This window comes from Paenibacillus phocaeensis (genome assembly GCF_900021165.1).
In the GTDB taxonomy this organism is placed as follows: domain Bacteria; phylum Bacillota; class Bacilli; order Paenibacillales; family Paenibacillaceae; genus Fontibacillus; species Fontibacillus phocaensis.
Genome location: NZ_FCOQ01000012.1, coordinates 277,505 through 297,675, shown reverse-complemented (window position 1 = coordinate 297,675; position 20,171 = coordinate 277,505). Strand labels below are relative to the sequence as shown.

At 55.5% G+C, this 20,171-nt stretch carries 20 protein-coding genes; 16 read left to right on the top strand and 4 right to left on the bottom strand.

Annotated elements, in window-relative coordinates:
• The first annotated feature begins 26 nt into the window (after positions 1 to 26).
• The 5 genes from BN3795_RS06835 to BN3795_RS06815 all read left to right on the top strand — a co-directional run bounded on the left by BN3795_RS06835 (position 27) and on the right by BN3795_RS06815 (position 6,479).
• Complete coding sequence (locus BN3795_RS06835) at positions 27 to 1,538, top strand: MDR family MFS transporter (protein WP_068783947.1); 1,512 nt, start codon at positions 27 to 29, stop codon at positions 1,536 to 1,538.
• Between the two features lie 240 nt (positions 1,539 to 1,778).
• A complete protein-coding gene (gene hemH / locus BN3795_RS06830; protein ID WP_068783946.1) occupies positions 1,779 to 2,819 on the top strand; it encodes a ferrochelatase in 1,041 nt (346 codons plus the stop codon).
• A gap of 100 nt (positions 2,820 to 2,919) precedes the next feature.
• Positions 2,920 to 4,209 carry an NCS2 family permease gene (locus BN3795_RS06825; RefSeq protein WP_110945070.1) on the top strand — a complete coding sequence of 430 codons (1,290 nt, stop codon included), beginning with the start codon at positions 2,920 to 2,922 and terminating at the stop codon, positions 4,207 to 4,209.
• Between the two features lie 147 nt (positions 4,210 to 4,356).
• Positions 4,357 to 4,914, top strand: coding sequence for a hypothetical protein (locus tag BN3795_RS06820; RefSeq protein WP_068783945.1), 558 nt, complete (start codon positions 4,357 to 4,359; stop codon positions 4,912 to 4,914).
• Positions 4,915 to 5,087: 173 nt separating this feature from the next.
• The gene (locus tag BN3795_RS06815; protein ID WP_068783944.1) at positions 5,088 to 6,479 is read left to right on the top strand and encodes a diguanylate cyclase; all 1,392 of its coding nucleotides are present in this window, start codon (positions 5,088 to 5,090) and stop codon (positions 6,477 to 6,479) included.
• Here the strand turns inward: BN3795_RS06815 and BN3795_RS06810 are convergent, their stop codons facing one another.
• Positions 6,480 to 6,773, bottom strand: coding sequence for a hypothetical protein (locus BN3795_RS06810; protein ID WP_068783943.1), 294 nt, complete (start codon positions 6,771 to 6,773; stop codon positions 6,480 to 6,482).
• 255 nt (positions 6,774 to 7,028) lie between these two features.
• Here BN3795_RS06810 and menA point away from each other — a divergent pair, with 255 nt between their 5' ends.
• Together menA and BN3795_RS06800 are read left to right on the top strand one after the other, a co-directional pair.
• Complete coding sequence (gene menA / locus BN3795_RS06805) at positions 7,029 to 7,976, top strand: 1,4-dihydroxy-2-naphthoate polyprenyltransferase (RefSeq protein WP_068783942.1); 948 nt, start codon at positions 7,029 to 7,031, stop codon at positions 7,974 to 7,976.
• A 79-nt stretch (positions 7,977 to 8,055) separates the two neighbouring features.
• On the top strand, positions 8,056 to 9,138 hold the full coding sequence (locus BN3795_RS06800; protein ID WP_068783941.1) for a Gfo/Idh/MocA family protein: 1,083 nt from the start codon (positions 8,056 to 8,058) through the stop codon (positions 9,136 to 9,138).
• Positions 9,139 to 9,275: 137 nt separating this feature from the next.
• On the opposite strand, the gene BN3795_RS06795 is transcribed toward BN3795_RS06800, so the two are convergent.
• A complete protein-coding gene (locus BN3795_RS06795; RefSeq protein ID WP_198524664.1) occupies positions 9,276 to 9,785 on the bottom strand; it encodes a hypothetical protein in 510 nt (169 codons plus the stop codon).
• A gap of 208 nt (positions 9,786 to 9,993) precedes the next feature.
• Between BN3795_RS06795 and BN3795_RS06790 the strand changes: the two genes are divergently transcribed.
• Positions 9,994 to 10,179 carry a hypothetical protein gene (locus BN3795_RS06790; RefSeq protein ID WP_068783940.1) on the top strand — a complete coding sequence of 62 codons (186 nt, stop codon included), beginning with the start codon at positions 9,994 to 9,996 and terminating at the stop codon, positions 10,177 to 10,179.
• Between the two features lie 60 nt (positions 10,180 to 10,239).
• Here the strand turns inward: BN3795_RS06790 and BN3795_RS24995 are convergent, their stop codons facing one another.
• Positions 10,240 to 10,368: a DUF4023 family protein gene (locus BN3795_RS24995; protein ID WP_082691358.1), complete on the bottom strand. Its 129-nt coding sequence runs from the start codon at positions 10,366 to 10,368 to the stop codon at positions 10,240 to 10,242.
• Positions 10,369 to 10,638: 270 nt separating this feature from the next.
• Here BN3795_RS24995 and BN3795_RS06785 point away from each other — a divergent pair, with 270 nt between their 5' ends.
• The 4 genes from BN3795_RS06785 to BN3795_RS06770 are packed head-to-tail and all read left to right on the top strand — an operon-like array spanning position 10,639 to position 14,340.
• Entirely contained in the window at positions 10,639 to 11,592 is a 954-nt protein-coding gene (locus BN3795_RS06785) for an ABC transporter permease (protein ID WP_068783939.1), read from the top strand.
• Entirely contained in the window at positions 11,582 to 12,532 is a 951-nt protein-coding gene (locus tag BN3795_RS06780) for an iron chelate uptake ABC transporter family permease subunit (protein WP_068783938.1), read from the top strand. The genes BN3795_RS06785 and BN3795_RS06780 overlap by 11 nt, the downstream gene beginning before the upstream one ends.
• Positions 12,526 to 13,290 carry an iron ABC transporter ATP-binding protein gene (locus BN3795_RS06775; protein ID WP_068783937.1) on the top strand — a complete coding sequence of 255 codons (765 nt, stop codon included), beginning with the start codon at positions 12,526 to 12,528 and terminating at the stop codon, positions 13,288 to 13,290. The genes BN3795_RS06780 and BN3795_RS06775 overlap by 7 nt, the downstream gene beginning before the upstream one ends.
• A 51-nt stretch (positions 13,291 to 13,341) precedes the next feature.
• The gene (locus tag BN3795_RS06770) at positions 13,342 to 14,340 is read left to right on the top strand and encodes a siderophore ABC transporter substrate-binding protein (RefSeq protein ID WP_068784064.1); all 999 of its coding nucleotides are present in this window, start codon (positions 13,342 to 13,344) and stop codon (positions 14,338 to 14,340) included.
• A gap of 277 nt (positions 14,341 to 14,617) precedes the next feature.
• Here BN3795_RS06770 and BN3795_RS06765 read toward each other — a convergent pair whose 3' ends face one another.
• Entirely contained in the window at positions 14,618 to 15,442 is an 825-nt protein-coding gene (locus BN3795_RS06765; RefSeq protein WP_068783936.1) for an aldo/keto reductase, read from the bottom strand.
• 283 nt (positions 15,443 to 15,725) lie between these two features.
• On the opposite strand from BN3795_RS06765, the gene BN3795_RS06760 reads away from it, so the two are divergent.
• From BN3795_RS06760 to BN3795_RS06745, 4 genes are all read left to right on the top strand, one after another.
• Positions 15,726 to 17,189, top strand: a complete 1,464-nt coding sequence (locus tag BN3795_RS06760; RefSeq protein WP_068783935.1) for a catalase — start codon at positions 15,726 to 15,728, stop codon at positions 17,187 to 17,189.
• A 132-nt stretch (positions 17,190 to 17,321) separates the two neighbouring features.
• Positions 17,322 to 18,110 carry an ABC transporter ATP-binding protein gene (locus BN3795_RS06755; protein WP_068783934.1) on the top strand — a complete coding sequence of 263 codons (789 nt, stop codon included), beginning with the start codon at positions 17,322 to 17,324 and terminating at the stop codon, positions 18,108 to 18,110.
• A gap of 3 nt (positions 18,111 to 18,113) precedes the next feature.
• Positions 18,114 to 19,781, top strand: coding sequence for a hypothetical protein (locus tag BN3795_RS06750; RefSeq protein WP_068783933.1), 1,668 nt, complete (start codon positions 18,114 to 18,116; stop codon positions 19,779 to 19,781).
• Positions 19,771 to 20,148 carry a nitrous oxide-stimulated promoter family protein gene (locus BN3795_RS06745; RefSeq protein ID WP_068783932.1) on the top strand — a complete coding sequence of 126 codons (378 nt, stop codon included), beginning with the start codon at positions 19,771 to 19,773 and terminating at the stop codon, positions 20,146 to 20,148. The genes BN3795_RS06750 and BN3795_RS06745 overlap by 11 nt, the downstream gene beginning before the upstream one ends.
• Positions 20,149 to 20,171 lie beyond the last annotated feature (23 nt).

Genomic DNA, 20,171 nt, shown 5'->3' with positions numbered 1-20,171 from the left:
AGGAAGATGTGGAGGTAACCCTACAAATGAATACGTCAACGCAGACATCGGCTCACGGAGCCGGTGTGGAAGGGATCAGGCGTCTGCCGATTACGATTGCCCTGGTCATCGGGGCCTTTGTGTCCATATTGAACGAAACTTTGCTGAACGTAGCTTACACCGACTTGATGCAAGAACTGAAGGTGGGGCCTTCAACGATACAATGGCTTTCTACTTCTTATATGCTGGTTATTGGGATTCTGGTGCCGATTACGGCCCTCTTGATTCAATGGTTCACGACACGACAGATGTTCCTGTCGGCGATGGTTCTGTTCCTGGTCGGTACCGTCGTTTGCGGTATCGCACCTTCGTTTGCGGTGCTGCTGCTGGGCCGGATTATTCAGGCTATCGGAACCGGGCTGCTGCTTCCGGTAATGATGAACACCATTCTAACCATCTATCCGCCGGAAAAAAGAGGCGCGGCCATGGGTACCATCGGCCTCGTTATCATGTTTGGTCCGGCGATCGGTCCGACCCTGTCCGGCCTTATTCTGGATGGGCTGGACTGGCGCTGGCTGTTTTATCTGGTTATTCCTTTGGCGGTGTTATCCATTGTTTACGGCGCGCTCTATCTGCGGAACGTGTCGGAGCTGACGAGACCGCGGGTGGATCTCTTGTCCATTCTGCTGTCCACGGCCGGCTTCGGCGGCATCGTATACGGCTTCAGCCACGCCGGGGAAGGGGAAGGCTGGTCGAGCCCCGTCGTCTACGCCTGCTTGATTGTCGGGTTTATCTCTCTGATCTTATTCGTGTGGCGGCAGTTGAAAGTCGCCGAGCCGACGCTGGACGTCCGCGTCTTTAAGTACCCGATGTTCGCTTTGTCGGCGGTGCTGCTGATGGTCATGATGATGACCTTGTTCTCGACGCTCATTATCCTGCCGATGTACCTGCAGGGAGCCCTGCTGCTGGCGCCTTTCGCTGCCGGCCTCGTGCTGCTCCCCGGCGGGGTGATCAACGGGTTGATGTCGCCGGTGGCGGGCCGGCTGTTTGATAAATTTGGTCCGCGTGCCCTGATCGCTCCGGGGCTGATCATCGTCATCGCCACGCTTTGGTTTATGCGCAGTCTGTCGGCGGACAGTTCGATCGGTGAGGTTATCACCTTGCATATCACGCTGCTGATCGGGATCTCGCTGGTGATGATGCCGGGGCAGACGACCGGGCTGAACCAGCTGCCTCGCAGCTTGTATCCGCACGGTACCGCGATCATGAACACGCTGCAGCAGGTGTCCGGCGCGATCGGCACCGCCCTGTTCATCAGCATTTTCTCGCACGGCCAGGAGCGTTACCTGAAGGCTTCGGCCAATCCGCAGGACCCGGCGGAGATCGGAAACGCGCTGGTGTCGGGAATGCAAACGGCCTTTACGATTTCGATGTACGTCGGTGTGGTGGCGCTGCTGATCGGCTTGTTCTTACGCCGCACTTACGCGCCGGAGGAAGCGCATGAGGCGGCGGGCAGTCATCCGGAGTTTAAGCCGGAGGTTAAAGCGGAAGTACGCTAAAAGCTAGGGGAAGCATGAACCAACGGTTGTTCACCTCAGGCTGTCAGAGACCGGTTCGGTGGGGAAATTTCCACCGAGCCGGTTTTTTTGCGTTTCATAAATGTGAACATTCTGGAAAATATGGCTCCTTTCGATTGAACATCTCGCGGCGAACAGGGATGATGGCATAGGAGGTTTTGCCTGATGAGTGAATGCGAAGGGAAGTAAGTCAATTCTAAATGGAACGGGAGTGAGTCGATCGTGTCCCAATCATCCCGCGTGATCGGCGTGCTGCTGGCGCAAGTCGGCACGCCGTCCGAGCCGACCGCCAAGGCGGTGCGGCCCTTCTTGCGCCGTTTTCTATCCGACCGGCGCGTTATCGATTACCCGCCGCTGCTGTGGCAACCGCTGCTTCGCGGCGTTATTCTGACCGTCCGCCCGAAGCGCTCGGCCCGGCTATACGCCCGCATTTGGGGCGAAGAGGGCTCGCCCCTGCTGGCGATCTCGCGCCAGCAGCAAAGCGGCCTGCAGCAGCGGCTCGGCGATCGCTACAAGGTCGAGCTGGGCTTCGCCTACAGCGAACCGGATATTGCCCGGGCGATGAGCCGCCTGGAAGCGGCGGGGGCAGACCGGATCCTCGTTCTGCCGCTGTATCCGCAATACTCGGTAACGACCACCGCCGCTATTTATGATGCGGCTTGCTTTGCCGCCCTCGGCAAGGACCGGCGCTCGGGCCCGTCCGTGAAGCGGTTTGTGCCGGAGCTGCGCCTGGCGGGTGCGTTCTTCGATCATCCCGGTTATATCCGGGCTATGCAGATACACCTAACCGCGTTGCTGCAGCGTCTTCCGCTGCCGCCGGACCACTTCCTGCTCAGCTTCCACGGTATCCCGCAGCGATATGCCGCCGATGGGGACCCGTACCCGGAGCAGTGCCGTGAAACCGCGCGCCTCTTGGCGGAGGCCATGGGCTGGTCGCCTGAGCAATGGGGGCTCGTGTACCAATCCAAGTTTGGTCCGGAACCTTGGCTTAGCCCTTCCATCGGGGAGCAACTTCAGCAATTGGCTGAGCGCGGCGTGCGTCGTCCATTGGTGTTCGCCCCCGGATTCGTGAGCGACTGCCTGGAGACGTTGTACGAACTGGGAGTTGAAGCGAGAGAGGACTTTGCCGCAGGAAGGGAAGGCGGCACGGGCGGTGACGGTGACGAACTTACGGTTGCCCCCTGCTTGAACGATTGTCCGGAATGGCTGGACTTCCTGGCAGAGATCCTCCGCGAGCACGCGAAGGGCTGGATCGACGCCTAGGTGCTGCCTGTATTTGAAAGCAATCATGAGGAAGCGGGAAGCTCCCGAAAATGGCAATACTGACAACAGGAAGGTACATAAGGAAGGGGTATTTGTTTTGATGGAACGATTTTTTAAGCTAAAAGAACATGGAACGACCATCCGCACCGAGCTGCTCGCCGGATTAACTACGTTTCTGGCGATGGCGTACATCCTGGTGGTTAACCCTGCGGTGCTCAGCGCGGCAGGTGTTCCGTTTGACCAGGTGTTCATGGCCACGGTCATTGCCGCAGTAACCGGTACTCTGTTTATGGCGCTGTTCGCCGGACACCCGATCGCGATTGCGCCGGGCATGGGATTAAACGCCTACTTTACGAGTGTGGTGGCCAGCACCGGGTTGTCGTATCAGACGGTGCTTGGCACGGTGTTTTTTGCCGGGGTGCTGTTTCTGCTGCTGAGCTTAACCCGACTGCGGGAAGCGTTGATTCGCGCAATTCCCGATTCGCTAAAGTTCGGAATTACCGCAGGGATCGGGTTGTTTATCGCTTTTCTGGGGCTGAGAATGTCCGGCATCGTCGTCGCCAATCCCGACAATTTAGTCACCTTCGGCGATTTGCATCGTTCGGTGACCTTGCTGACGTTGTTTGGCGTGTTCGTCACGCTGGTGCTTATGGCCCGCCGCATCCCCGGCGCGCTGTTCATCGGGATGGCGTTGACTGCGGTGCTCGGCTACTTCACCGGCCAGCTCAAATTGGACGGCTTCGTCTCTGCTCCGCCCGCCCCGGTGTTCTTCGATCTGGATTTAACCGGTGTTTTCAGCCAAGGCTTGTACACGACGGTGTTCGCGTTCCTGCTCGTGACGCTGTTCGATACAACCGGCACGCTGATCGGCGTTACGGAACAAACCGGCGCGATGAAGAACGGCGAGCTTCCGCGGGCCAAGGCGGCGCTGCTTGCGGATGCGACAGCGACGACCGTCGGCTCGATGTTCGGCACCAGCCCGACAACCGCCTTCATCGAGTCGACGACCGGCGTAGCCGCAGGCGGCCGAACCGGGCTGACATCGCTTGTCGTTGCGGCGTTGTTCCTGCTGTCGATGTTCATCTCGCCGCTGGTTGGAGCCATCTCGGGACTGCCGGCCATCACCGCTCCCGCTCTGATCATCGTCGGATGCTTTATGATGGAGGGGCTGGCCCGAATCCAGTGGAAATCGTTCGACGAGGCGTTCCCGGCCTTCGCGATTCTGTTGATGATGCCGCTCACCGCGAGCATTGCTACCGGGATCGCCGTCGGGTTCATCACGTATCCCGTGATGAAGCTGGTCAGCGGGAAAGGACGGGAGGTCCATCCGCTGCTTTATGTTTTCGGCGTCATCTTCGTCATTCAACTGGCTTTTTTCCCGGCGCATTAAGGGATGTAAGAAAATTTTGTAACCCGTTTTAACCTGCGTGTGACCCTTTTTTCGGCAGACCGTCATATAATGAAGCTGTAAGTCATACAATGGAAATCCTGAGGCGGTAATTCGCTGGATGTGCTGACATGGAAAGGCGGACCTGACATGAAAAATTGGTTTGCAGCGCTGCTTCCCCTGGCGCTGGTTGTGATGCTGCCTGCGTTTGACGTCAAGGCGCCGACGCCCGCGGGATCCCTTGCGGGAGCGGTCGCAGGAACCCCAACGGCGGCCGTTGGAACCGCGGAGGTTCCGAGGACGGAGGCGCTCACGGTATATTTGAACACCGTTGATCTCGATGCTTCCGGCGGGTCGCTGATCGTGGACCCCATTCTGTGGTATCAAGGGGAGGAAGCAACGGCGATCTTCTCGGAACGCGAAGCGAATGCGGGGATCGACGGGCCGCCGGACGGTTATTATATCGTCAATGACACCGAGGAAGCGATCACTTATCCGGTTTCTCCGGATGCCGAGGTTTGGCTGCAGATTTACGATCGCACGGGAACGCCGGGGGATATCGGGATCACTGCAGAGGAAGAGGTATCCTTGCAGAGGTTTAGCGAGTTGTTCCGGAACACGGACCTGCTGGATCTCAGTCAATTTCCTTATCATCTGACCCTTAAGGAAGGCCAAGTCGTTCGGATCGTGCAGCAATATGTGCCATAAACCCAAAGCCGGAGAACGATTCCGGCTTTTTTAATTAAACCCTTGTCAACAAAAACGTGTAGCACAATTTTGTGGATGTAGTATAATATTTCCTTAGACGTAGTGCTTTGTACCTAAAATTTCCCAGCCAGCGGGGTTAGAGGTTAGCCTCACATGAAGAGGGGTGAGAACGGATGGACGCGCATCAAATCCATAATAAGAACGTCTGGATGCTGAGGCTGCTTGCCGGCCTGTTTGCCGGTGCCGGCGTGCTTCACATGCTGATCAGCCAAAATATCAATGCGGCCCAACCGATTCTGGGCGGTTCCATGCTGCTGGTTCTCGCCGGTTTCGTGGGGGGCCGTCGCTGGCCGCGCTTAACGATGATCTTAACTCTCGTGATGTTATTCATCTATCTCAATGTGATGGTCTTAGAGGATATGTCCGTGACCAGTTATATTTTCCTAGGGTTGCTGCCGCTCTTCAGTCTGATTTATCAAAATTACGCAGCGGTCGCTGTGGCTAGCGCGCTTCATCTTCTCTCGATGCTCTACTTCGTGCTCGCCTATCGGGAGTCGTTGTTTACCGGCATGCTGAAACGATCCGATGCTACTTATTTTCTGGTCTACGGTTTGTTTATTCTATCCTTTTGCTTGCTCTACATTCTGATCACGAATAGGTTGTCCCGGCGCGCCGAGGAAAGCGAGCAACGCTTGCGCGATATCCTTGAAAATGTATCCGTGGGGATTTGGTCCTATGATTTCACAAAGATGGAGTTCGAGGTTTCCGACGGATTCGAACAGATTACCGGATATTCCAATCAGAGCTTAAAGGGGAAGGTCAGCCTGTTGCAGGAGATGATTTATCCCGATGACCTGAACTTGTTTCACGAGGTCCAGCAGGAACTGATTATCCAAAGAATCAGCTCGGTGAAGGAATGCCGCATCGTCAAACCGGACGGCGAGATCAAGTGGATTCAGAGCCGGGGGCGTCCGCACTTCAATTCGCTGGGGAATCTCGTTCGGCTGGAAGGGGTTATTATCGAGGTCACCGAAAGGAAGCAGTTGGAGGAAACGATTCACTTCCTGGCGTATCATGATGAGCTGACCGGGCTGGCTAACCGGACGAAGTTTGCTGCGAAGTATGCGGAGACGAGAGGAAATGGCGAGCCGGTGGCTTTGATGTTTCTGGATTTGGACAATTTCAAGGAAGTCAACGATACGTTTGGCCATGAAGCCGGGGATGAACTGTTGAAACATATCGCGGGCCGGCTGGTCTCTCTGGTGCGGGCACAGGATATGGTTTGCCGCCTGGGCGGGGATGAATTCGTCATTTTGCTGGTGGATCTGAATGATGACGGGGTCCTTAAAGTGATGGAACGCATTCGGTCAAGCCTGGCGGAAGGTTATGTTTACCGGGGAACGCATATCGGCATATCGGCCAGCATCGGGATCAGCATGTCGCCGGACGGGAACGCCAGCTTGGAGGACATGCTTCGGCTCGCCGATGCAACGATGTACGACGTCAAGCGGGGCGGCGACTCCATCCGCATGACCGCCGAACGGAACACGCCGCTGCCCAGTTGACTATTTCTTCGCTCCTCTGTTTTCCTTACGGTCCAAATAGACGGCTCCCAGCCACTGGCTGGCGGCAAACAACACCACCATGCCGAGGATCAGCAGGAAGCGGTTGTCCCCCTTGCGCAGCAGCATCTGCAGAAGGAATAAGGCGACGGCCACCTCGGTCCACATCAGACCGCGTTTGCGCAGCGCCTTGAGATCGTACGTCCCGGAACTCATTTTACGCAGATTCCATACGGCAACAACGCCCAGGATGAGGAGAAAAATCAAGGCTCCAATCCAATCTTCTCTAGAAAACATAGACAATATGCGAACCCCTCTTCAATCGTTTATAGGTGCGACTTACTTTGCATTTTAGCGTAACCCGCCAGGTCTGGCAAACCGAACAGATCGCCGATGTCCGGTCAGGACGGATTCCTCGGCTGATCGAACCGGCGGGTTCGCTCCCCGCTTGGAGCCTCTCCTTTTCAGTCCTTGTCAAGGACATATCCAACAGCCATTATTTAAAAAATAAGATATCTTCTTTTTAACTAGACAAAAAGAGGATGATGGAGAATGGCGATCACCCAATTTCTCAAGCTGGTCGAAATCCAGACGAAGGCGGCAAGTATCATTCCGCTGTTGCTCGGCACGATGTACGCCGTTTACCGGTTCCAGGTATTCGAGCCTTGGCATTTTGTGCTCATGCTGATTTCCCTGCTCAGCTTCGACATGACCACGACGGCGATCAATAATTATTATGATTACAAAAAAGCGACCCGCAAGCATGGTTACGGCTACGAGAATCATAATGCGATCGTGAAATACAACCTGAATCCGGCAGCGGTGCTGGCGCTGATTATCTTCATGTTCGTTATTGCCGTGGCTGCGGGGATAATGCTGTTCCTTCAGACCGGGTGGCTGCTGCTCTTGCTCGGAGCCTTGTCGTTTGCGGTGGGCATCCTGTATTCCTTTGGGCCGATTCCGATTTCCCGGATGCCGCTGGGTGAAATTTTCTCCGGCTTGTTTATGGGATTTGTTATTATATTCGTATCGGCTTATGTCCATGCGGGAGATCGCTTGGCTTCGCTGACCCTGGAAGGCGGAACGGTCACGCTTCAGGTTCATTTGCTGGAGACGGCGCTGGTGTTCCTGATCTCCATTCCGGCGATCCTCGGCATCGCCAACATCATGCTGGCCAACAATATTTGCGATATGGAAGAGGATATTGAGAATAAACGCTACACCCTGCCGGTGTATATCGGGAAGGGATCGGCCCTGATCCTGTTTAAGCTGCTGTATTATGCGGCCTATGTGGATCTGATCGTACTGGCTATTCTGGGGATTCACCCGTTGATTCTGCTGCTGGTGCTCCTGACGGGGGTGCCGGTGTCGAAAAATATCAAAACGTTCACCGCACAGCCAACCAAGCAGTTTACGTTTGGCTTGTCGGTGCAAAATTTCCTGCTGACCAATACGGCGCGCATTGTCGCGCTGGGCATCGCCATCGTCTTCACCTTCTGACGATACGCTTCGCGTGCGACCTGGCGATCGGTGCCCGACTTGTGGTTCAGCCGGACTTCAGGCGGAGGCGAAGGAGAAGATGAACAAGGTTCGGTTTGGATTGATTGGAGGGGGCTGGCGGGCGGAGTTTTATCTGCGCATTGCCCGCGCGCTGCCGGAGCGGTTTGAAGTCAGCGAGATGTATCTGCGCGATGCAGCGAAAGGCCGGGAAGCCGCTGAAATCTGGGGCGTCCCGGTCACTTCGCATTGGGAGGCGTTCCTGGAGCGGCGAAGCTTCGATTTCGCCGTGTTGTCGCTGCCCCGCGCAGTGACGCCGGAGTTCCTGATCCGGCTTAGCGCGGCGGGGATCCCCGTCTTGACGGAGACGCCGCCGGCCGCCGACTTGGACGGGTTGCTCCGGCTCTATGATGCGGTGAGGCCCGCTGCAAGAATCCAGGTGGCTGAGCAGTTTCGGTTCCAGCCGATGCACGCGGCTCGCCTTGCCGTTACCCGATCCGGCCTGCTGGGCGAGGTGTCGCATGTGCAGGTCTCCGCGGGGCACGGCTACCACGGCCTCAGCCTGATCCGGCAACTGCTCGGCGTCGGATTCGAGGAAGCGGAAATTCGCGGGGACCAGATCACGTCCCCGCTGGTGCAAGGCCCCGGCCGCAGCGGATGGCCGGAGGAGGAGCGGATCGTCTCCTCCGCCCAGACGATCGCGCTGCTGCATTTCGGCGAGCGGACGGCCTTGTTCGATTTCACCTACGATCAATATTTCTCGCCGATCCGGCGCCATCGCGTGCTGATCCGCGGGACCCGGGGGGAGATCGACGGCACGGAGCTTCGCTATCTCCGTGACCCTCGCACCCCGGTCGAGCTGCAGCTGCGGCGGGTGGATGCCGGCCAAGATGGCAGCCTGCTGGGATATTACCACGAGGGCGTGCTGGCCGGCTCCGAATGGGTCTACGAGAATCCGTTCCGCCCCGGACGGCTTAGTGACGAAGAGATCGCCATCGCTACCAGCTTGGAACAAATGGGGCGCTATGTGCAGGGAGGCCCCTCTTTCTACGATTTAGCGGAGGCTGCGCAGGATCAATACCTCTCGTTTAAGCTCGAGGAGGCGGTTCGTTCCGGGCTGACGGTGCGGACCGAACGTCAGCCCTGGGCTGTGAAGGTGAACTAGTCGGCTGCGCGGCCCGGGGAGGACGCTTCGCCTTCGCCCGTCGCTTCGACGAAGCAGGGAAGCAGCGGGTTCTCCCGCACGTAAAGAGCCGTCCGGTTCATTCCGGACGGCTCTTTAAACGTGCTGGAAGCAAATCGCTACATGCGTTTCTGTGGAGCGATCATCACGCCCGCCCCGATGGCGATCAGGGCGATGGCCAGAACCGGCTGGCCGAAAACCAGCCGATTATACAGCGAACCCAGCGAGAAGACGGCGAAAAATAACAACGAAAGCACGGTCAAAATGTTGATCGGGATCAGCAGGTATTTGTTGCGGTTGCCAAACCAATAGAATTCAAACAAACCGACGGCCGGGGCCAAAATAAAGCCCGGCCACAAATACTCCCAACTGTCAAATAATGTAGAAATCTGACAGACCAGGCCGACGGTGAACAGGATCCCTCCGGGAATCAGCAGTCCGGTTGCCCTGCGGTCGGTGACCGAGAAATACATCCAGTGGAAGAACAAGCCGAGCGGCAGGATGAACAGGGTGGGCCAGAAGTTACCGAAGAGCGTTCCCGCGCTGATCGCTTCCTTGCGGAAGAAGAGGAGGTAGATACCGAGCAGGATAAGCACGGGACCGATCCAAGATTTTTTATTCAAATTCATATCCAATCTCCTTTGCCTATGTACTTAACTGATAACAGCATACTACAAAAGCGCCGGGATGACTTCAGTCTCTGGGGAAGCCGAGAAACTGGACCTAAGTCCAGTCTTCTTTAGGCGGAATAAAAACAGCCATGGGAAGAAACGCTAACCCAAGGAACCGGCAGGTCGACCCTTCCGATCCATCAGAACGCTCAGGAGGCTGAACTAAATGGAGAATAACAAGCAGCAACGGAAACCCGGCACCGGTAACGGAAGCAGCAACGGCCAGAATCAAACGACCGGCAACGGCGGAGAAGCGCATAACGGCCGATTGGCCACGATTAAGAACCACCGCACCGAAGGCGGAGAGTCGTTGAATGAATATATTTCCGGCGAGGACAAGTACGAGGGGTAAGTGGAAAAAAAGCCGAAAGCCGCATCACAGTATCCTGTGGGCGGCTTTTTGAGCTAGGCGTTATTTTTGCGTGCTATGCTGCTTGGTTGGGAGCTGGCCGGCTGGATTCCCGTGGCCGCGTTTTTTGTTCTTGGCTTGTTTCTGCTGTTGATCCTGAACCTTCTCGACGAATTCGTGCAGATTTTCCATGAGGTCGATCGTCTCCTTGGCTGAAAGTATAGATTCTCCTGGATTACTATACCCCGTTCGCGCGGTTTTCATCAGGGGCTGACCTGGAGGGAAGGCCGTTTGTCTTATGTACTTTTATTCTTAAAATGGTTGACAGTGCCAAAAATAGGACGGTATAATTCAAACTAATTGATAATGAGTCTCATTATCATAATTAAATCGTCTGTCCTGCCGGCAGCGAGAAACTTGAACTTCCTCCTGGCCAGGGGAAGGGAAGTAAGGACGAACAGGATGAAGAAAATTTACATGGCAATGCTGTTGGTTATTTTATCCCTCGTCTCTTTATTTATCGGGGTTGGCGAGGTATCGCTTGCGGCGCTGCTGCGTTTGGACCCGGAACAATGGGAGCTCTTGCGGATCAGCCGGATTCCCAGGTCAATCAGCATTCTCATCGCCGGGGTCAGTATGAGCCTCGCCGGTTTGATTATGCAGCAGTTGACCCGCAATAAATTTGTATCTCCGACGACGGCGGGGACGATGGACTCGGCAAGCTTCGGCATTATGGTCTCGCTGCTGGTCTTTACAGGCGCGGGCCCGCTCGTTAAGATGTCCGTCGCCTTCGGGTTCGCTCTGCTGGGCACTTATCTATTCATGGCAATTCTCAATCGGGTGAAATACAAGGATGCGATCTTCATCCCGCTGGTCGGGTTGATGTTTGGCGGCATCGTGGCATCGGCGACGACCTTTTTCGCCTACAAATACAATCTGATTCAGAGCATGTCCGCCTGGCTGTACGGGGATTTCTCCATGATCATGCAAGGCCGGTACGAACTGCTGTATATCAGCGTCCCGCTGGTGGTGCTCTCTTACCTCTATGCCAATCAATTTACAGTGGCGGGCATGGGCGAGGAATTTTCCGTGAATCTCGGATTGAACTATAAACAAGTCGTCAATCTCGGCTTGGGTCTGGTGGCGCTGGTGACCGCTGTGGTTGTGCTGACGGTGGGATCGATTCCTTTTCTCGGACTCATTATTCCCAATCTGGTGACGATGTTCCGCGGCGACAACCTCAAGGACAATTTGACCCATACGGCTTTGCTGGGCGCGGTTTTCGTGCTGGCTTGCGACATTTTGGGCCGAATTCTCATCTATCCGTATGAAATATCGATCGGACTGACCGTCGGGGTGATCGGAAGCGGGATTTTCCTGTATTTGCTGATGAGGAGACCAACCTATGAGTCATAACGCGAAACTGTGGACCCTTGTCGGCATCGCCGTTCTGCTCGCGATCCTCTTTATGACGATCGATGCGGGGGGACAGTGGGATTACATATTGCCGCGTCGGGGCAAAAAACTGGTCGCCATCCTGCTCACGGGAACCGCTGTCGCTTTCTCCACGGTCGTATTCCAGACGATCACGAACAACCGGATCTTGACCCCGAGTATTATCGGGCTGGATTCGCTATACATGCTGCTGCAGACGGTGATTGTCTTCCTGATCGGAGGCGCGGCTTTGACGATGATGAGCAAGAATCTGCGCTTCGTCATGGCGGTGGGGTTCATGATTGGGTTTGCGATGCTGCTGTATCGGGTGCTGTTTCGCAAGGAAGGGCGCAACATTTACCACCTCCTGCTGATCGGGATTATTTTTGGAACCTTCTTCTCCAGCGTGACTTCCTTTCTGCAGAAGCTCATCGACCCGAATGAGTTCCTCGTGATCCAGGACAAAATGTTCGCCAGCTTCAACAATGTCCATTCCGATTTGTTGTTGATTTCACTGGCGGGGGTGCTGGGGGTGGCGCTTTATTTTGCCCGATTCGCGAAATATCTCGATGTACTGTCCTTAGGGCGGGATCATGCGGTGAACCTTGGCGTCAGTTATGAGCATGTCGTCAAGCGGATGCTGGTCGTCGTGGCGATCTTGATCTCCATCTCGACGGCGTTGGTCGGACCGATTACGTTCCTGGGCTTGCTGGTTGCCAATGTGGCGTATCAATTTCTGAACACCTACCGCCATAAGACGCTGATTCTCGGCGCGTCCCTGATTGGCTTCATCGCCCTGGTCGGTGGTCAACTGGTCGTCGAGCGAGTGTTTACCTTCTCCACTTCGCTTAGCGTTATCATCAACTTTGCCGGCGGAGTGTACTTCATCTATCTGCTGTTAAAGGAGAACAAATCGTGGTAAAGGTCCGTGGGGTAACGAAACAATACGGCGGCAAAAAGGTCGTCGACAACGTGTCGCTGGAAATCGCCAAGGGCAAGATCACTTCCTTTATCGGACCCAACGGGGCGGGGAAGAGCACCTTGATGTCGATGATCAGTCGCTTGATTGCCAAGGACGCGGGGGAGATCGAGATTGAAGGCCGGGAAATCAGCCGGTGGAAAAGCGGGGAGCTGGCCAAGAAAATATCGATTCTGAAACAGTCCAATCACCTTAACCTTCGGCTCACCGTGCGGGATCTCGTGAATTTCGGGAGATTCCCGTATTCGCAGGGACGCCTGACGAAGGAAGACGAAACGTATGTCGATGAAGCGCTCCGTTACATGCATCTGGAGTCCATGCAGCACAAATTTCTGGACGAATTAAGCGGGGGGCAGAAGCAGCGGGCGTTCATCGCCATGGTCGTCGCGCAGAACACCGAATATGTGCTGCTCGACGAGCCTTTGAACAATCTGGATATGAACCATTCGGTGCAGATTATGAAGGTGTTGCGCCGACTGGTGGATGAATTGGGGAAAACGGTAATTTTGGTCATCCATGACATTAATTTTGCTTCCTGCTATTCCGATTACATCGTAGCGCTGAAGGATGGCAAGGTGGTCAGGGAAGGCCCAACGGAGGATATTATTGAACCGTCCGTGTTGCGAGAGGTATACGACATGGACATTCCGGTCCAGGAGATTGGCGGCAACAAAATATGCGTATATTTCCATTCCATATGAAGAGTAGGGGGAGTTTGAAAAGTGAAGGCGAAGGCGAAGAAAATCACGTTTATGCTTGCTGCATTGACGTTGGTCTTTGCGCTTGCGGCATGCGGCGCGAACAGCAATAGCAGTAACGGCGGGAGCAAGGGCGGCGGTAATGAAGCAGGGTCCGGCACCAACACGGCGGAGCCGGCGGCGGCAACGCCTGCCGAGAATGAAGAGATCACGATCAAACATCAACTCGGCGAAGCGACTTTGAAGAAGAATCCGGCGAAGGTTGTCGTATTTGATTATGGTACGCTTGAAACCCTCGACAAGCTTGGCGTAGCGGTTGCCGCCGTACCGCAGGGCAATTTGCCGAGTCACTTGGCGAAATACAACGACAGCCAATACACGAATGCCGGCACGTTGTTCGAGCCGGATTTCGAGAAGTTGAACGCGCTGAAGCCGGACGTGATCTTCATTTCCGGACGTTCGTCTGAAGCGTATGAGGAGCTGAACAAGATCGCTCCGACGATCTTCATGGGCGTCGATACGCAGCGGTATATGGAATCCTTCACGGAGAACGTGAAGACGATCGGCGAGCTTTTCGGCAAGGAAGCCGAAGCAGAGAAGGAATTGGCGGCGATAAACGATGCGGTTACAGCGGTGAACGATCTGACTACTACGGCTGGCGGCAAAAACGGGCTGATCATCCTGACGACCGGCGGTAAAGTCAGCGCGTTTGGTCCGGGATCGCGCTTCGGCTTGATTCATGACGTATTGGGCGTCACGCCGGTGGATGAGAGCATTAAGGTGGATACCCACGGGAACTCGATCTCCTTCGAATTCGTGGCGGAGAAGAACCCGGATTACCTGTTTGTCGTGGATCGCGATGCGGTTGTCACGGAGGAAGGCAAACAGGCGACCCCTGCCAAGGAAATCGTCGAGAACGACCTCGTCAAGAAGACGAATGCCTATAAAGACGGCAAGATCGTATATCTCGACCCGAGCTATTGGTACCTCTCCGGCGGCGGACTGATCTCGGTTCCGGAAATGATCCAAGAGGTGCGGGAAGGAATTCAATAATGCTGTAGCCAAAAAAAAGCGGGTTGCTTTGGGAAATTCCCAGGCAACCCGTCTTTTTGTCTGCTAACGGACTCAGAGGCCGTTATTTAGGGTATACGTTCGGATTACTAATCCTAACGGACTCAGGAGCCCTTATTCCGGCCTGCAACGGTCAATTTATCCTCAAAGCGACCCAATAAGGGCTTTGAGATCCGTTACAGCGGGAAATCAACGGGAAATGAACCAATAAGGTCCGTGGAATCCGTTAGCAGACAATCGACGAGCGAGACCTTAGCGCTTAGCGCATATGCATCTCGTTCGGATGCGAGCCTTTGCGGCGGTTGAGGTTCAAGCCGTTGATCTGCTCCATTTCGGCATCGGTCAACTGGAAGTCGAACACCTTGAAGTTCTCTTCGATCCGCGAAGGGGTGACCGATTTCGGGATCGCGATCGTATTGTTCTGCAGATGCCAGCGGAGAACGACCTGCGCCGGCGTCTTGCCGTGTGCTTCGGCGATGGATTTGACTACGGCGTCGGTCAGTACCTCGCCGCCTTGCTCCAACGGACTCCACGCTTCTACGAAAATATCGTGTTTGGCGCAGAAGGCCTTCAGCTCGGTCTGAGCCAGATGCGGATGGCATTCCACCTGGTTCAGCACCGGTTTGATTTCGGTCTCATTCAGCAGGCGTTCCAGATGTTCGATCTCGAAGTTGCAGACCCCGATCGCTTTAACCCGCCCATCGCGGTATAGCTTCTCGAGCGCTTTGTACGTCTCCACGTATTGGTCCACTTGCGGCATTGGCCAGTGAATCAGGTACAAGTCGACATAATCGAGCCCGAGTCTGGCCAGGCTTTCGTCATAAGCGCGCAGCGTACTGTCGTAACCCTGATCGCTGTTCCACACTTTCGTGGTGATGAACAGCTTCTCGCGCGCGATGCCCGATTGCTTGATCGCTTTGCCAACGCCAACCTCGTTGCGGTAGATCATCGCGGTATCGATCGAGGTATAGCCTACCTCCAGTGCTTTGGCTACCGCGGCGGTAGCTCCTTCGTCAGGAACCTGCCATACCCCGAATCCCAGCTTGGGCATTTGCAGTCCATTATTTAAAGTTACGAATTCCATGTCGAGTCGCTCCTTCTCTATCTGCTTACTTAATTTCAGGGTGAGTATAGCATTAACCGGGTATGGTTTTCAAATGACAGAGGCGGGAGACCGCACGGAAAATGGCATACTCGCGTTGTTCCCCCCATATTCTCATAGTAACCGAGGTCCCAAAGAAGACGGCTGCAGGATCTTCATCAAGCCCTCATGGAACCTTCATGCAGCCCGGGGGCGGACGTGGTACTATTTATTATAGATTTTAGAATAAGTCTAAGTGCAATAATAAATTGAAAGGAATGATTGGATGGATAACCGGCTGACAACGAATCAGGGAGCTCCGGTAGGCGATAATCAAAATTCACGAACAGCGGGAGGGCGCGGCCCCACACTGCTGGAGGATTACCACTTGCTCGAGAAGCTGGGCCACTTCGACCGCGAGCGGATTCCGGAGCGCGTCGTGCATGCCCGCGGTGCAGGTGCCCATGGCGTATTCGTAACGGAGCGCAGTATGACGGAGTACACGAAAGCTCATTTCCTGCAGGAGGCAGGCCGTGAAACGCCGGTATTTGTCCGTTTCTCCACGGTCATTCACGGTCAGGGCTCTCCGGAGACAGCGCGGGATCCGCGGGGATTTGCCGTGAAGTTTTATACGGAGGAAGGCAACTACGATTTGGTAGGCAACCACTTGCCGGTCTTCTTCATTCGCGATGCAATCAAGTTTCCGGATATGGTGCATTCGCTGAAGCCTGCTCCGGACAAGAACATTCAGGACCCCGCCCGGTACTGGGATTTCATGACCTTGTCGACCGAATCCACGCATATGATGACCTGGGTATTCTCGGACCATGGGACGCCGGCCAATTACCGCCAGATGGACGGCTTTGGCGTCCATGCCTTCAAGTGGATCAATGCCGAAGGGAAGATCACTTACGTGAAGTATACCTGGAAGTCGAAGCAGGGGGTGAAGACCCTCTCGGCGGCTGAAGTGCAAGAAGTTCAAGGCCGCGACTTCAACCATGCGACGCGCGACCTGCACGAGCATATCGAGAACGGGGAATTCCCACAGTGGGAGCTGAACGTGCAACTGATGCCGGTGGAGGATCTGGACCTTTGGAGCTTCGACCCGCTCGATCCGACCAAGGTATGGCCGGAAGACCGCTACCCCCTGGTGAAGGTCGGCACGATGACGCTGAACCGCAACCCCGAGAACTTCTTCGCGGAGGTGGAGCAATCGGCCTTCTCGCCAAGCGTGCTCGTTCCGGGCATCGAACCGTCCGAGGATAAGCTGCTGCAAGGCCGGTTATTCTCCTACCCGGATACGCAGCGTTACCGGCTGGGGGCCAATTACCTGCAAATCCCGGTGAACTGCCCGTACGCGCCGGTGCGCAATCATCAACGGGATGGCTTCATGAACGTGAAGCAGGATCCGTCGCCGATCAACTATGAACCGAACAGCTTCGATTCGAGTCCGAAGGAGGATCCGGCTTATCGCGACAGCGTGGTGCCGGTCAACGGGCAGATCGGACGCGAGAAAATCGCCAAAACCGACGATTTCACCCAAGCGGGCGAGCTGTACCGGAGCTTCACGGCGGAGGAGAAGGATCATCTTATCGCCAACCTGGTGAACGATCTGAAGCAGACGCCGGAGCAAGTGCAGCTGCGCGCCGTGTGCAACTTCTTCCGCGCCGACCGGGAATACGGCATGCGTCTGGCGCAAGGGCTTGGCGTGGATATCAGCGGTTTTATTCCGTCCAATACTCAGGGATAAGTAAATCCCTTTCCAATAAAGAAGGCATCTTCCGTACCGCTGGGGTCCGGGGGATGCCTTCTTCTGTGAGGAAATCACCCGCTTTTTCAGGCAATCTATGGTAAACTGGGGGCAGTGAAAGGGGCTGAATCGATGATAATAACGAAGGAGCCGGTCATTAAGCTGGCGGACTTGCGCATGAGCTACGGAGGCCGGGAAGTCCTGAACGGCGTGGATTTGGAGGTGTACCCGGGGCAGATTATCGGTTATATCGGACCAAACGGGGCAGGCAAAAGCACCACGGTGAAGATCATGCTCGGTCTGGTAGATGGATATCGCGGGGAGGTTCGCGTGTTCGGACAAACCCCCGGCGACGGAGGGACCGAGTACAAGAAGCGCATCGGTTACGTTCCGGAAATTGCCGAGCTTTATGATACGCTGACGGCACGCGAGTATTTAACCTTTATTGGCGAGTTGTACGGCTTATCCGCCGATGACGCGGAGATGAAAGCCCGACGCATGGTGACGGAGTTTGGCCTGAAGGACGTGTTTAACTCCCGGATCACCACGTTCTCCAAAGGGATGAAGCAGAAGGTGTTGTTAATCTCCAGCCTGCTGCACAATCCGGACGTGCTGTTTCTGGACGAGCCGCTGAGCGGCCTTGACGCCAATAGCGTCATGGTCGTCAAGGAAATGCTCGCTCTTCTGGCAGCGCAAGGCAAAGCGATTTTCTACTCCTCTCATATAATGGATGTGGTTGAGAAGATCAGCAGCCGGATCGTCTTGCTGGACGGGGGCCGCATTGTGGCGGACGGCACCTTTGATGAGTTGAAGGAACAGAACCATGAAGGGTCGTTGGAACAGATTTTCAACCAGTTAACCGGGTTCAACGAGCATCAGGATATCGCCGGTCGGCTCGTATCCATTGTGCAAGAGGTGTAGCTTATGGAAGCGATGAAGAGCTTGCTGGTGTTGGATCGGTTCCGCAGTCTGTTCGAGAAGCTGGGCGTGGACTACCCGGTTATGCGGCGAATTGTTCAGGTCAAGCTGACGATGGATGCAAGAAGGGTACCGACGCTGGTCAATAAATCGAAGCAGAAACAGCAAGGCGAAGCAGAGGAGGGAAACCAGTTCCTGCGATCGCTCTGGTTGTATGTCATTTTTGGCGGACTTAGCTCCATGTTTGTCTTGATGGGGGACAATTTGCTGTTCCAGATGAGCATCTTGTTCGGCATCATCATGTTTATGGTTATGACTTCGATGATCTCCGATTTCTCTTCGGTGCTGCTGGACATCCGGGATCGCGGTATTCTGGCGACCAAGCCGATCAGCCGACGCACCCTGACGATGGCGAAGACGGTGCATATTTTTATGTATTTGTTTTTTCTGACCGGAGCGATTGCGGTGATTCCGCTGGCCGTCGGACTGTTTCGGCAGGGAATCGGATTCTTTGGCCTAATGCTGCTGGAGCTGATCCTGATGGATCTGCTGATCGTGGTGTTGACCGCTCTGCTGTATTTGGTTGTGCTGCGTTTTTTTGACGGGGAGAAGCTGAAGGATATGATCAATTACGTGCAGATCGGGATGACCATTACGATTGCCGTGGGGTATCAGGTGTTGGTCCGGCTCTTCGATTTGACGGCGATGGACGTTACCTTCAATCCGGCGTGGTGGCAGTACCTGCTGCCGCCGGTATGGGTTGGAGCGGCGTTTCAGACCCTCCTGCACCCGGGCGAAGGTCAGGCCTACGCCGGGCTGGCGGCGTTGTCCCTTGCCGTTCCGCTGGCGGCCTTCCTGCTGTACCTGAAGCTGATGCCGGCGCTGGAGCGGAACCTGCAGAAGCTGGCGGAGCCCAGCGCCAAGAGCGGCCAAGGGTCAGGGAAGGCGCTGCGCCGATTCGCCGATTGGATTTGTTCCACGCCGCAGGAAAGCGCCTTTTTCCGGTTTGCCTGGGCCTTGATGGGGACGGAGCGGGAATTTAAGCTGAAGGTCTACCCTTCCCTGGGCTTCTCCATCGTGTTCCCTTTCATCTTCCTGTTCTCGAACGGACTGGATCGGGGCCTGGAGGGAATATCCGGCACCCGGACGTATTTGTTCATCTATTTTAGCGGGATCATGCTTCCCACTTTAATCATGATGCTGCGTTTCTCGAGCAGATATAAAGCAGCCTGGATTTACCGGACGGCCCCGATTCCCGGGGAAGCACCGATCTACAAGGCCGCTCTGAAGGCCAGTTTAGTCCGGCTCATGGTGCCTTTGTACTTGGTGGAGGCTGCCATATTTGCAGTGTTATTCGGCGCTTCCATTCTGCCGGACCTGATCGTGGCAGGAATTGCGATGCAATGTTACGCCATCCTGAGCTTCCTGTTCTTACGCAAGGGACTCCCTTTCTCGGAGCCGTTCGATGCGGCGGGACAACAGAATCAAACCTTCGTCGTGATGGGACTGATGCTTCTGCTGGGCGGGTTCGGTTTGCTGCATTGGGCGGCGACGGCGGTTCCTTTCGGCGTGGTTGGGTACGGGGTGCTGATGATTATCGGGACGTGGATAGGTTGGAGGCTTGCCTTCCGGACGCTTGGAGCAACGAGGGAGGAATTGCCGAATGTCAACTAGCGTCAACGGGCCGCGGATTCGACGGGAGAAGAAAACCGTGGCTCTGATGATCGCGTTGTATTGCCGCAATATCCATGGCGGCAGGAGGTCAAACAACCCGGCGCAACCGCAGGCGGCACAGGGCACGAGAGCCCCTTTGTGCGCCGAATGCGCCGAACTTCACCGATATGCCGAGCAGCGGCTGGACCGCTGCCGGTTCGGTGAAGGCAAGACGACTTGCCTGGCGTGCCCGGTACATTGTTATGCAGCTGTTCAGCGGGAGCGGATCCGCCAGGTAATGGCTTATGCCGGACCGCGGATGCTATGGAGCCATCCGCTGTTGACCGTATTGCATTTGCTGGACGGGAGACGAGCCATAGAAGACTAGCCACCCGCCAGTTATTTTATAAT